The organism is Streptomyces sp. NPDC053493, assembly GCF_044544825.1.
In the GTDB taxonomy this organism is placed as follows: domain Bacteria; phylum Actinomycetota; class Actinomycetes; order Streptomycetales; family Streptomycetaceae; genus Streptomyces.
The window spans coordinates 130,936-143,719 of the sequence record NZ_JBITXS010000010.1 but is presented as its reverse complement, the minus strand read 5'-3'; the positions used below and the strand labels follow the sequence as shown (position 1 = coordinate 143,719).

The following is a 12,784-nucleotide window of genomic DNA, read 5'->3' as shown; positions in this document are numbered from 1 at the left end:
CGTCGGCCTGGCCCGGCCGCTCGGCGCGGTCGCGCTGCGTCACGTCGTCCACGGCGTCACTTCTCCTTCTGCAGTACGGAGAGCGCGGCGATCAGCTCGGCCTGCGGCTCGGGGGTCACGTCGAGGGCGTCGAGGGGCGCGAGACGCCGGTCGCGTTCGGTGTGCAGGGCGCGGTCGAGGTACTCGGCGACCAGCTCGCCGCCCTTGTCGCGCAGCCGCAGGGCGCCCTGGGCACCGAGGAGTTCGGCGAGGCGGTCGCCCGCGGCCCGGGCGCGGCGGCCGCCGAGGAGGGCGGCGGCGAGGAGGGCGGTGAGGGTCTCGGTGTCGGGGCCGGCGGGAGCGGCGCCGCGGCGGCCGCCGCCCCGGCGGATCGGGCCCCGGGCCGCGCTCCGGCCGGAGCCGAGGCCCGTGCCGCGGACGCCGGCCGGGCGATCCGACTCCCGTACCTCCTCCTCGACCATCTCCTCCAGGACGCGCCGCCAGCGCCGTACGGTCATCGCGATCCGCTCACCGGCGTCCTGGCCCTCGTCCGCCGCGGCGCCGCCTCCGGGCTGCCGCCGCCGGCCGCGGCTCGCCTGCGGTTGCGGCTGCGGTTGCTGGTACGGGTACGGGTACGGGTAGGTGTGCGGGTACCGGTACGGGTCCGGTTCCTGGTCCGCGGGCCGGTCCTGGTCCTCGGTGAGCGCGCCGGCGGCCGGCTCGCGGCGCCAGGCGTCCCGCACCCGCTCCTCGGCCGCGGCGACCGCGCACTGCACGAGCGCGGCGAAGGACTCGACAAGGGCGTCGAGGAGTTCCTCCGCGGTGCTGTCACGGGGATAGCCGCGCCAGCGGGTACGGGCGTCGCCGGCCAGCACGGCTCCGCGCCGGAGCTGCTCCCTGACCCGCTGCCGCTGCTCCGCGTACGCCGCCTCGACGGCGCCGCCGAGCCGTACGGCCGCCGCGTACTGGGCCGCCACCGCTCCGGCCAGCTCCGGCATCCGGGTGTCGAGCGAGTCGATCACGCCGGCCGCGGTCCGGCCGGCGGCCTGCTGGCGGGCGGCCGGGTCCTGGGCGCAGTGCGCGAGCCAGCCGCGCAGCGGGGCGACGGCGTTGTCGGGCAGCAGCCCGCTGCCGCCGCCCGCGGACTCGGGCAGCTCGGGAATGGTGAAGCGGGGCAGATCGCCGAAGCCCGCCTTGTCGAGCAGCGCCTCGTACTGCCGGGAGACCTCGCCGATGACCTGGTGCGGGACGCGGTCGAGGACGGTGACGAGCGTGGCGTCGTACTCCTTGGCGGTACGGAGCAGGTGCCAGGGCACGGCGTCGGCGTACCGGGACGCGGTGGTGACCATGACCCAGATGTCGGCGGCGCAGATCAACTCGGCGGCCAGGAGGCGGTTCTCGACGACCAGCGAGTCGATGTCGGGCGCGTCGAGGAGGGCGAGCCCGCGGGGCAGGGTGGCGGCGGTCTCGACGCGCAGGGAGTTGTCCTCCAGCGGCTCGTCGGCGAGGTGCTCCTCGTCCTGCTGGGGCAGCCAGACGCGGGTGAGCTGCGGCAGCACGCGCATTCCGGCGAACCAGTGGTGGTCCTCGGGGTGGCAGACCAGGACGGGCGTGCGCGTGGTGGGCCTGAGCACTCCGGCCTCGCTGACCCGCCGCCCGACGAGCGAGTTCACCAGCGTCGACTTCCCGGCCCCGGTGGACCCGCCGACCACGGCGAGCAGCGGCGCGTCGGGATCTTTCAAACGGGGCACCAAGTAGTCGTCGAGCTGGGCGAGCAACTCGGCCCGGGTCTGCCGGGCACGGGGGGCACCCGGGAGCGGGAGGGGGAGACGCACGGCGGCGACACAGTCGCGCAGGGCGGAGAGTGCGTCGATCAGCTGAGGCCGTTCGTCCAAGGTCACCACATGCGAAGAATGCCCAATTTTGGAGCCTTTTTGAAGCGTATTGCGGCCCTGCGCGCCGACCGAACGGATGTAGCCGGAGACCTCAGGCATAACGACTGCACAACACCCGGCCCGAGTGGCGCGAAAAGCGCTGCACGAATCGCACCTGCCTGCGATTATCGGACCGCTTCACCGAACCTCCACATCGTGCCACGCAGGTGAAGCAACCGGGCCAAGGCAATGGGACCCCTATCCTTGACCCGATCACCGCCGGCCCCCGTAGCTCAGCGGATAGAGCAGGTGCCTTCTAAGCACTTGGCCGCAGGTTCGAGTCCTGCCGGGGGCGCACGACGAAGACCCTCCTCAGGGAGGGTCTTTTTGCTGGTCAGGGGCAGTTTTCGGCCGGGGGCGAGGGGGTCGGGGAAAGCTCCCCGAGTGGCTGGATCTGTCCGGCTGGATCCGGTCGGAGGCGGCCTCTGGCGGCTGGATTTCCCGAAAACTTCCCGAAGTTTCGGCGGCGCCCGCTGCCCTGCCTCACTCGGATCCGCGTGCTCCCCTCTGCCACCGGGTGCCTGAGGGGACGACGTCGACCTGCCCCTCAAGGCCGGCGGGCAAGCAGGAGCGCGGCACGGGGTGGGGAGAGGCGAGCGATGCTGCGAAGATCGCGACCAGGTCGTGCGGCGTGCTGCCGCTGAAGGTCGCGCACCAGAGATACGAGGCGCCGACAGAAGGTTCCGCCCCACACCTGCCAGCCGAAGCAACCAGGCCGCGGATCGGCATCGCGAACGAGCGGGGGCACCTCCTCCAGCGAGATACCGACGGAGAGTCCGGGTGCGAGAGCGGCGATGTGCGGGCGGTCAATGTCGCGTACCCATCCTTGGGCACAGACCGCCGCGAGGACGATCTCGGGGCTTTCGAAGGAGAAGGCGGGTTCCGTGCGGGCGTCGAGGGCGAGAAGGAAGTCGGTCAGCGTCTCGTGGGGGGACGCCGGCGGTGAAGTACGCGTTCCACTCTGGCAGGCCGCTACCGGAGTGCGACCGGGCAGAAACCTGCCAGGCAACCGGAGGGTCCCCCAGCTGGAACGAGTAGGCAGCGCGTGTCCACTCGGCACCGCACAGCCCGTTGGGGCTCATGTAGGAAGGGTGTCGCGGGCGGTCGGCCACATCCGCCAGCCTGCGGACGAGAGTGCCGCGCCCACCTGGTCGGCGAGAGCCTCCTCGCCGCCCGTCAGGTGGCGAGGGGTGACCCAGTAGGTCGGGTTGGGGAGGGAGGAGCTCTCGGGGTGCTGTTGGTACAGGGCACCTCCATGCGGTTGAAGTTCTGGACAGTCGTCCACGATGACATGGCCCAGGGTCGTACCCAGTCCCGTCGGCTTCTTCGCCGTCTGCCTCCGGCGAACTGGCACAGCAGAAGGGGCGGCCACGGGCGCCCCCAGCGCTGGCGCACGCCGTACCCGGCAGCACGCGGCAGGGCGCGGCCGTTCAGCTCCCCTCACCCGGACCCTGGAGGACGACCTGCACGACACCGACGCCGAACGCAACGAACTCGCCGCCGACTGCGCAGACGAGCACCTGCGGGGTGACCGCGTACCAGCCCAACGGGACCCGCCCAGTGACACCTGCTGGTCCCTCCTGGTTCGCTTTCCAGCGATCCTGTCACCAGCAGTCCCGGGGCATTTCAGCGGCAGCAATCAGAGTCCGGATTCGCTGCCCTCCGGCGCACTTAGGGTCAGGATCTCGCCGAGGGCAATGTAGGTCTGCAGGAAGATGAAGCGGGCCTCGTCGATGGTGACCTCGGCGTGAGTGCCTGCGGAGCACCGATCGTAGAGATCGGACAGGGTTCGACGCAGCCGGTCCCTGCGACTCTTGGACACCCCGCAGGCGTGGGTGTGGGCCTGAAGCCGGTTTAGCACCTGCTGTGGGCCGACCTTGAGGTTGGCCTCGTCCCCGATCTTGTACGGCTCCTCTTGGGCAGGGAATACGTAGTCCGCAGAAGAGTCGATCAACCGGCGGCAGGTGGTGAGGGCCTGGCTAACAGACTCGGGATCGCCGTCACGGAGACGGTCAGAGATGCGCTCGATCTTGTCGAGGGCAGTCCCACTCGCTGCCGCCAACGACCCGTCGACCTTCTTCTGTGTGTCCGCGAAAAGACTTGCCTGCAGCTCGCTGAAAAGGAGCTCGTGGTAGACCTCGGTGACCATGTCATAGACGGTTGCAACAACTTGCCCGCAGATCCCGGCCCCCCTGCTGACGGAGGCCGAAGAACGGATGATCCGCTCGTCATGGCGACTCGCTGCAAGGTTGGCCATGTCACCCGAATAGTTGCCCCCGCCGCGCATGGCGTCGATGGCCTGGCGACCGGACTCGATCTCGGCCTCCAACTTCGCAATCGACTGAGTGTAGAACTTCTTCTGCTCCTGGTCGGCCCAGCGACCTGCACGTCCGATCCACGTCGTCGCGGAACCGTCAGTCGGGTAACCGCCACGCTCGAACCCGAGGAACTCCATCAGCTCGGTGTGACCGACCAGGCGGGCGAGCCTGCTCGCCTTCAGGATGACCTCGGACGTCTTCAATCGCTTGAGCTCGATGTCGGCCAAGAGCTCGTCCGCAACACGGATCGCTTCTTCCTGTCGTCCCACTGATGACCGCCCCTCCACTCGATCTCTGCTGGGTTGCAGTCGTACCACGCAGGTCCGACACATCTATGCAGATTATTTCGGCGACTACGACCAACGGGCCCGGCCTTGCCTCGTTAAAGACTGGGCCGGCGGGACCTTCCAAAGAGCGACGCCTGCTTCAGCAAGCGCGCCCCAGCGTCCGGGAAGTCCGGGGAGAAAGAAGCGCGGCAGCCGCAGAGCCGAGCGTGCCGGGGAGCGCCTGGGGGCCTTCGATGCGTTGCTGGAGTTCGGCGATCTGCCCGGTGATGCAGCGGGCGTAGGTGGAGAGCAGGACGGGGACGCTGTTGCCGGCCCATTCGGCGACCTGGGCGGGCGGGATGCCGCTGTTGAGCCAGGTCGTGAGACAGGTATGCCGGAGGTCGTACACGCGCTTCCCGACAGGCGACTTGAACTCGTGCTCGGGCAGGACGGCCTTGCGGGCCTTGGCCCAGATCCGTCGATAGACGGAGCCGGCCAGAAAACCGCCCTTCTCTCCGGGGAAGAGCAGGTCGCCGGGCTTGAGCTGATCGCGGGCGATCAGCTCCCGAAGGCTCGCGACCAGGTCGGGGTGAAGGGGGACGGTACGGGTGTCGCCGGATGCCCGGCCCTTGAGGTTGCGGGTCTCGTGGACGTCGCCGTCGTCGGTCCAGTGGCTGCCGACCTCGGGCTCGGCTGTGTGGACGCGGAGCTCGCCCCAGCCGGTAGCCGGGAGGACGGCGTCCTCGACTCGCAGGGCGACCGCTTCCTCCGGGCGCAGGCCGGCGTAGTACAGGGTCGCGAAGAACACGGTGAGTCGATGGCCGGTGCGAGGACGCGCGGCGATCCAAAGGAGCAGGGCAGCCACCTGGTGGGGGTTGAGGAGGGACCGCTTGTCGACGGCGCCGGAGGTCTTCGGAGCGGCGTTCTCCTCCTGTCCCTTGGCCATGGGGTTGGCCCGGAGGACGTTCTGGCGGACAGCATGGCGCAGGGCCACGTTGAGGATGCGGCGGTAGCGCTTGGCGGAGCTGGCGGCGGCCGGCGTGCCGTCGAGGACGGTGTCGAGCGCGTGGAGGACGGCGTCGACGTGTCTGGTGTCCTCCCAGGCGCCCAACGGGAGCGAGTTGCGGCGGATCCAGGCCAGGATCGCCCGGTACTCGGGTGGGGCCTCGTCCCGGCGGTTCTTGTTGAAGGCGTACTCACGCAGCGCCTTGCGGACGTCGACGCCCTCGTGCTGGACGGGTTCGGCCCGGAGGAGGGCGAGCGTGGCCTTGGTCAGGGCCTTGGCGGCGCTGATGCGGTTGTTCGCCGAAATACGGGACCACTTCATGTCGACGTACTGGAGGGCGAAGTCGTACCAGGTGATCTCGGTGGACGGGGGCGGCATGGGAGGCCGGGCGGCCGGTGTCCCGGTCGAAGGGCTCGCCGTTGTTGGTGGCGACGAGCAGGGTGGCGCGGAAGGATTCGGCGAGCGCGCTCTTCTTGAACGTCTCGCCGTGCCGCCGGGCGTCGACCGACCAGCGGACGGTGTAGGTGGTGCCGCGCTTCCCCTCGTAGACCTCCGTCTTGTAGAAGCGGACCTTGTAGGACCGGTTGGTCACGCAGCGGCCTCACAGTCGGTGAGCCAGTTCTCCAGGTCGCTGTGGCGGACGCGCAGGCTGCCGTTCGGGAGTTTCACGCAGCGGGGCGCGCGTCCCTTCTGGCGCCAGTCGTAGAAGGTCGACCGGGAAATCCGGAGCTCTTCGCAGAGCTCGTCGATGGTGAGCTTTTCTTCGGAGCGACGGGGGGCGGATATCGGGGATCGGCGCAAGGTTTCTCTTTTCGGGAAATGGACATGGCTCTGGCAGGGACCGGCACGGCGGGCGTTCCGGGACCCACAATCATCCGCAGAATTCCCGGTTAGGCTAACCGGCGATCGTCGGCTATGTTGCGCCCGCCCTGGCCACCCTTGGGGGTGTGAGAGCGCCGGGGAGAAGGGCCTGCGGGGCGCCCCCGAGGGCCGTGGCGATGGCGACGAGGTCGTCGATGTCGCAGCGCCTGACCATGCGTTCGATGCGGGAGAGCGCGGTGAACGTCATGGGCCCGCCGAGGGCGGTGACACGGGCGGCGAGCTGGCGCTGGGAGTATCCGCGGGCGGCGCGGGTGCGTTCGATGGCGTGGGCGGCGGCTCGTCCGGCGGGTCCGATTTCGAGGGAGCGTGGCGGCATGGGTGGTGCTGTAGCTTGCGCGCTGGACCTTCCGGAAGGGCATTCCTGTCTGCCGTGAGCGATGCGGATCACACGGCGATTTCCGGCAGCGGTTTTACCAACCGGGATTTCGGGTCTACAGTCACCGGGCCACGGGCGAGACGACTTTTGAGTGGTTCCAGAATCAAGTCTGGACTTTCACGCACCGGGTGTGGCTGTGTTGTCCACGCACCCCGGCGCCGCCGGATTCCCTGCCCCCCTTCCCGATTCCGAATGGTGGTCGATCGACATCGCCCGTATCCGCACCATCAAGCCCGAGGCGTTCGCGTCGGACAGTCACTGAGGTTGAAGCACTATGCGAGGCTTGTCGAAGCCGACAAGGTGGTAAAGATCCTTGGTGACTACGGCTGCGGGGGCGTTCCAGTACGGGTGGCCGACCAGGTCGGCCACCCGTAGTACAGACCGTCGTCCAAGGTGACCTCAACTTCGCCGGTGAGGCTTCTTGTCCCACCACTCCACCCATTCCCGAACAGATGTTCGAATCGCGCGGCCATCCGGCGTCGACGAACTGGGGGCGACGAAGCCCGGGACCAAACCCGGGGCGGCGACGCCCACGAAGGTCGCGCCCTCCAGCTCATGGCTGACTGAGTTCGACTGCCCACGCCTCGGGGCCGTCGTAGCGGAAGGCGACCAGGGCAGTAGCAGGCCAGTTCTCATGCACACCTCGGACCAGTCCGGCCCGGCTTGGCACAGTGAATGCCTGGATGCCCCGACCAAAGTCGATGGTCCCTGAGGCTCGGCTTTTGATCTGGGAGACGCGGCCTCGGAGGCGAGTCAGATACGCGGGCGGCGGCTCTCCCTCTCGGCGATTCCACTGCTTCAGGTCCCGGTGGGAGACTAGGCGGCCCAGCTCCTGTCCATCCCCTAGCCACTCATATGCGGTCGAGTGTCGGTTGGCGAAGCCAGTGGTGCGATCCCGACACCTGTTCAACTTCGAGCGATACTCCTCGATAGCCGAGTCCTGACCTTCGAGAACTCGCAAACAGGCGAGCACGTAATCGTAGAACAAGGCCTCACGGATGGACTCCGTCCGGGCCCACGTGGTCACGTAGTCGGCCGCGCGGTCCAGGGATGCCGGCAGGAACCGGGCTGCCTGTAGCCACTCGCGCAAACTCGTGAAGTCGCGCGGGTTATCCATAAGGTTCGCATTCAGCAGCTCGACCGCCTGGCGCACATCGTGTGCTGGGGCCTTGCGCCACGACCCGTTGCGCTGCCGGTACGCACGGGCCAGCCGACGCCGCACCGGCGGCTTGTACGCGTCGTCGCGTGAGAGGAGATTTCGCCAGCCCTGCAACAGCGCCTGATAGTTGTCGTAGAGCTTCTGCAGTTCGGCCTCCGTTTCCTCCGCCCGATAGGAGAGCCGGTCCGAGCCACGGATCTCCAACACCGCGTCGAGGGCACTTTCGGCCTCTTCCAGAAGCGCCCGGTAAGCGCCGGCACTCGGCCGGGCAAGGAACTCCGAGTAGGTGGCAGCTCCGGACCACGAGAACCCGAACTCGATTACTTTGATGCACATTTGAGCTAGAGCGATGTGGCCGTACTCGCTGGAGTCGTCCAGCTCCGTGGCCTTGTCGAAGGAAGCACTTGCGGACTCGACGAGCTCAAGGATCCGACCCTCGCGAGTTCTGCTGTCATCGTGGGAGTGGGCCCGGTTCTCGATCACGGACCTGATCTCGTTCCGGAAGGCCATGCCCCGCATGTGATGCAGCAATGGGTCGCTCGGAGCCAGCGAGATGGCCTTGTCCACCGCACTCAGGGCCCCCTGAAAGTCCCGGGAGTCGTAGGACAGCAGGCGGCCGTAGTGGCCCCAGTAGTGCGATTCGTTCGGGAACGCCTGCACCAGGGCGTGAATCACCTGCTTGCGCCCGGGCACAGTCATCTGCTGAAGCAGCTCCGTGTAGGTGCCGGTCCGCTGGAACTCCACCGGTTCTCGGGCATCTCTCATTATGAAGAGGCGGTCCAGCAGGATCTTCATGTCGTCCGGGAGACGGTTCTGGAACACCCGGCCGGCTTGGGCGATGAGCGTTTCGCACCAGCCCGGCAGCGCGGCTTTCCAGTCCTCCGGGCCCGCGGCCGCTCCGGGCGGCGCAAGCAGCTGACGCAGCACCTCCTCGGCGATCAGGCTATGCGACAGCCGCCACATGCCGTCGCTCTCCTCGATCAGGAGCGGCAGCACGCGATCATCGACATGCAGACGGAGATCCACGTCGTCGGCCGGTGCCACCCCGAGCAGGTCCGTGAACAGGTCAGAGGGCACTGGAACACCACTGAAGCGGTGGGCCAGGGCAAGCAGTGTGCAGATCTCCCGGTCGACGTCCGACACCTCGTCGAGGAACGGGGCGACGTACCCGGGCAGCCCTTCGAACTCCTTGTTGAATGCGGTCAGGGCGAAGAAGAACGGAACGCCGTGATCTGACTCCTCTGCGACCAGCTCGAATAGGGGTTCCTCCCGGTCCGGCACCAGATCGGTGAAGTGCCTGGCCATCTCGAACCGGTCGTTCCGCTTCATCGGCCCGACCCGCAGGCTGCGCTGGGGCGAGGTCTGGACGACATCATCGCCGGCGGAACTCCGACGCGCGGTGATCAGCATGACGACCGGCACACTGCTCGCCCGCAGCAGCTCGTACAGACGCTGCTGGGAGGACTCAGGAAGGAGCTCCAGCAGGAGAAGGACGGGGCTTCCGGTCTCGGACGACAGGTCAGACGCCAGCTGGGAGAGGACTGCTTCGTCCTGGTTGCCACGGGCCACGACCGTGGGGAACTCGTCCTTGAGATTCCAGGCCACCCGGCGAGCTATGGTCGTGCCCCCGGCGCCAGGGCTGTGGGCGAGCATCACCCGCAGAGTGTCGCGCTGCTCCAGAGCGGTGCGCACTTGACCAGTGAAGTCCTCGGTGACTGCCCGTGGCAGGTCCAGGTGAAGGTCCAGCTCGAACCACGAAATGGGACGCCCTCGGTAGAAGGCGCCTACCTCATACTCGCCCGCCTCCGACTCCACCCCGACCTCGGAGTGCAGCAGTACCGCCGTGTCCTCAAAGCGCGACAGCAACCCGTCGGGAACGTCCACGAAGCCCATTTCGGCGGGCACCCTCGGTCGGCGGCTCTGCACCTCAGCCGACGAGGGCTTGGGCAACGCGCCCAGGATGTCCGCGGGTTCACACACGAGCGGTTCAACATCGTACTCGGCAAGGCTGCCCTCGCCAGTGGCCGAGATCGAGAGAATCCTCGCCCGGTCGTCGAAGACGTCGATGCATGCCTCGACCAGCGCTCGTTCAGCGCTGCCGCCCTCGCCGAAGCAGACGACCGTCGCCGGCCTCCCTGAGTGACGGTTGAGCGCTTCAATTGACTCCCGTACGAACGGCAGATACATCGAGCGCCAGCGGCGCAGGGCCGTGGTCGGGGAGACCGGGTCCGCCCCGCGGATCCCCGCCGCCGCGACCCAGTTAGTGCTGTTGCGGCCGAACATCATGTCCTGGTCACGCAGCTGGAGCCGGTGGATCCGACCCCCGCCCGCAGAAGCAGCCGCTTTCCAGCCGCCATCGACATCGGTGTCCGGGTTGAGCTCGACGACCAGGTTCCAGCCGAGCCCAGCGAACTTCTGGAGGTCTTCCTCCCCGAAGGCGGCCGAGTCAATGACGGCGATGGTCGTACGGCGGGCGCTCCAGCGGTCGCAGCCCTCGACAAGCCGGTCGACAGCGGCCGAGACCTCCGGAGCAGCCTCGACGGCTCGGGTGAGGGAGCAGCGAGGAGCCGTCGCCGTGGGCGCATGCAGACCGCGCCCCGAGAAGAACCGACCCAGGGCGCTGCAGGCCAACTGGTAGCACCACGCCCGCTCCTGAGACCCGACCGTCGCGTCCCGGGTCGCGAAGAGCAGCGCGTTTCCTGCCAGCGAAAGGAGGTACTGATCCTGCCAGTCGTCAGGCATCGATAGCTGCTTGGCGTACACCTCACCGGCCTCGGCGATGTCGTTCGAGAGGTTGCCCAGCCCCACGACTTGGAGCACCACATCGGTGTCTGCTTCGGGATCAACCAGAAACTCAGCCAGGACACTGCGTTGGCGCTCGGTCAGCTCCGGCAACTCCCTCAGAATGAGAGCGAGCGTCAGGTGGGTAAGATCCCGGGAGAGCGGTGCATCTGCCTGATATCCGGAGAGGTCAATCAGCCGGTACGCGGCGGCATCCACGACTGGCGACATCGGCAGCAGAATGTTGTCGGCGTGAAGATCGCCATGGGCCCGGCCGAGGATCGCGAGCACATGGTCGCTGTCCAGCTCGTCCCAGAGGGAGCGTTCCAGCCAGGCGACGACGTTCGGTACGACCCCGCCGCTTGCGAAGGTGATCCAGAGCGGCACCTGCTCACCCACGGGCTCGTAGGCCAGCTGCTCGGCGAGCTTCGCGACCGGGCCGCCCTTGTCCATCCGGGTGCCCACATGGCTCAGGATGAAGTCCCGCGAGGCCATGCGCCGGATATCCGTCGGCGTTGGGTTCCAGTCGCTGAGGATCGAGCGTGCGATGACACTGACAAGTTCCGGCAGTTCACGGCCGCGCAGGGTAGCCGATAGCGGCCTGACGTCGCGGATGTTACCGCCGGCGATCTCCTGGAACATCACCTTGGCGCCACCCGGGACGCCCGGGACGCTGACGGGTTCAACGGGCTGCCTAACCAGATGCCGGTCGGCGAATCCCTCGGGGGCGTCCTCGATCGCCTTAGTGTGCCGTCCAGGCTCCCGGCCGGTGATCGTCCCCGGAGGGCATACCTTCATGACGACCTTGCCATTGAAGACCGGGCCGGTCAGCGCGACTGCTGCCAGGACCGCTTTGCTCTTACCGGGAGTTAGCCATCGGTCGAACACGATCCGGGTGTCGTGCGTCTGCTGCCACTTCTCAAGCTCGGACGCGATCGCCTCGCCGAACTCAGCCTGTTGCAAGGCCTCCGTCAGCGCCAACCCTGCGCTCCCTGTGGGCACTTCCGGCATGCTTCATCCTTCCGCCGCGCGTGCTTTTCCACATTAGTGCTTCGCCAGGAGGCATTGGCTGGACTTCGGCGATCACTGATCCACGGCGAGGACGGCCGCTGGCGACACGCCCGGGAAGCCCTAGCTTGAGAAACCCCAGGTTCCCACCTCCAGGCATGAGCTCGACGAGCCTCGAGCCCACCGTCTAGCTGAGCTCTTCACCCTCCTCAGGGCAGATGTCCTTGGCCCCAGAGGTCCCGGCGGCCAGCAGCAACACCACCTCCTCGACGTCCCGAAAACGCCGGAAGATTGGAGTCGTTACCCGCCATCGAACCCAAACACGCAGGTCACAGGCACATGTCATCGAGACCTACCGAGTGCCTTCTAAGCACTTGGCCGCAGGTTCGAGTCCTGCCGGGGGCGCACGACGAAGACCCTCCCCAGGGAGGGTCTTTTTGCTGGTCAGGGGCGGTTTTCGGTCGAGGGCGGGCAGCCCGTCCGGGGGCTTCCGGATGGCTTGAAATGTCCGGCCGAAACCGGCCATAAGCGGCCTCCTCCACGGCCCCGCAACACGGGCGACCGGGCGCGCGGCCTCGGCCCCGGGAAGCACGAGCGGCTGCTCACATCGGGGCGCCCGAGCCTTATGCCCGGTTTTTGGTATTCCGGCTAGGTCGTCGTACGCACGCGTCCGCCATGTCGGCCATCCTTGAAGAGGAGGCGTCACCCCAACCGGGAGGCATCCGATGGCATACGACGAGGGACTGGCGGAACGGATCCGCGGCCACCTGGGCCCGGACCCCGAGGTCACCGAGAAGCGCATGTTCGGCGGGATCGCCTTCTTCTGGCGGGGCAACATGGCCGTCGGTGTGACCGGCGACGACCTCATGGTCCGCGTCGGCCCGGACGCGACCGCCGAGGCCCTGGCCCGGCCGGGCGCGCGGATCTTCGACATGACGGGCCGGCCGATGCGCGGCTGGGTCGTGGTCGACGCCTCCGCCGTCACCGAGGACGGGGCCCTGGCCGCATGGATCGCCAAGGGGCCGCGCCTTCGCGACGACCCTGCCACCGAAGTGACGTAGCGGGATCTACGCCT

At 67.9% G+C, this 12,784-nt stretch carries 9 protein-coding genes and 2 tRNA genes; 3 read left to right on the top strand and 8 right to left on the bottom strand.

Translation table 11 applies throughout. From position 1 onward, the window contains the following. Positions 1-56: 56 nt before the first annotated feature. The gene (locus ACIGO8_RS26215; RefSeq protein ID WP_399735399.1) at positions 57-1,874 is read right to left on the bottom strand and encodes a dynamin family protein; all 1,818 of its coding nucleotides are present in this window, start codon (positions 1,872-1,874) and stop codon (positions 57-59) included. Between the two features lie 261 nt (positions 1,875-2,135). On the opposite strand from ACIGO8_RS26215, the gene ACIGO8_RS26210 reads away from it, so the two are divergent. Next, positions 2,136-2,208 (top strand) — tRNA-Arg (locus tag ACIGO8_RS26210). Positions 2,209-2,396: 188 nt separating this feature from the next. Here ACIGO8_RS26210 and ACIGO8_RS26205 read toward each other — a convergent pair. The 7 genes from ACIGO8_RS26205 to ACIGO8_RS26175 form a co-directional block, all read right to left on the bottom strand. Next, on the bottom strand, positions 2,397-2,642 hold the full coding sequence (locus ACIGO8_RS26205) for a DUF317 domain-containing protein (RefSeq protein ID WP_399735397.1): 246 nt from the start codon (positions 2,640-2,642) through the stop codon (positions 2,397-2,399). A 77-nt stretch (positions 2,643-2,719) separates the two neighbouring features. Further along, on the bottom strand, positions 2,720-2,995 hold the full coding sequence (locus ACIGO8_RS26200; protein WP_399735394.1) for a DUF317 domain-containing protein: 276 nt from the start codon (positions 2,993-2,995) through the stop codon (positions 2,720-2,722). A gap of 557 nt (positions 2,996-3,552) precedes the next feature. After that, positions 3,553-4,500, bottom strand: a complete 948-nt coding sequence (locus ACIGO8_RS26195; RefSeq protein ID WP_399735392.1) for a hypothetical protein — start codon at positions 4,498-4,500, stop codon at positions 3,553-3,555. 157 nt (positions 4,501-4,657) lie between these two features. Further along, a complete protein-coding gene (locus ACIGO8_RS26190; protein ID WP_399735389.1) occupies positions 4,658-5,881 on the bottom strand; it encodes a tyrosine-type recombinase/integrase in 1,224 nt (407 codons plus the stop codon). 210 nt (positions 5,882-6,091) lie between these two features. Then, entirely contained in the window at positions 6,092-6,304 is a 213-nt protein-coding gene (locus tag ACIGO8_RS26185) for a helix-turn-helix transcriptional regulator (protein ID WP_399735386.1), read from the bottom strand. A 112-nt stretch (positions 6,305-6,416) separates the two neighbouring features. Beyond that, positions 6,417-6,701, bottom strand: coding sequence for a helix-turn-helix domain-containing protein (locus tag ACIGO8_RS26180; RefSeq protein WP_399735383.1), 285 nt, complete (start codon positions 6,699-6,701; stop codon positions 6,417-6,419). A gap of 613 nt (positions 6,702-7,314) precedes the next feature. Beyond that, positions 7,315-11,712, bottom strand: coding sequence for a hypothetical protein (locus tag ACIGO8_RS26175; RefSeq protein WP_399735380.1), 4,398 nt, complete (start codon positions 11,710-11,712; stop codon positions 7,315-7,317). Positions 11,713-12,035: 323 nt separating this feature from the next. On the opposite strand from ACIGO8_RS26175, the gene ACIGO8_RS26170 reads away from it, so the two are divergent. Continuing rightward, positions 12,036-12,111: transfer RNA gene (locus tag ACIGO8_RS26170), tRNA-Arg, on the top strand. A 323-nt stretch (positions 12,112-12,434) separates the two neighbouring features. After that, on the top strand, positions 12,435-12,770 hold the full coding sequence (locus ACIGO8_RS26165; RefSeq protein ID WP_399735377.1) for a TfoX/Sxy family protein: 336 nt from the start codon (positions 12,435-12,437) through the stop codon (positions 12,768-12,770). Positions 12,771-12,784: the final 14 nt, after the last annotated feature.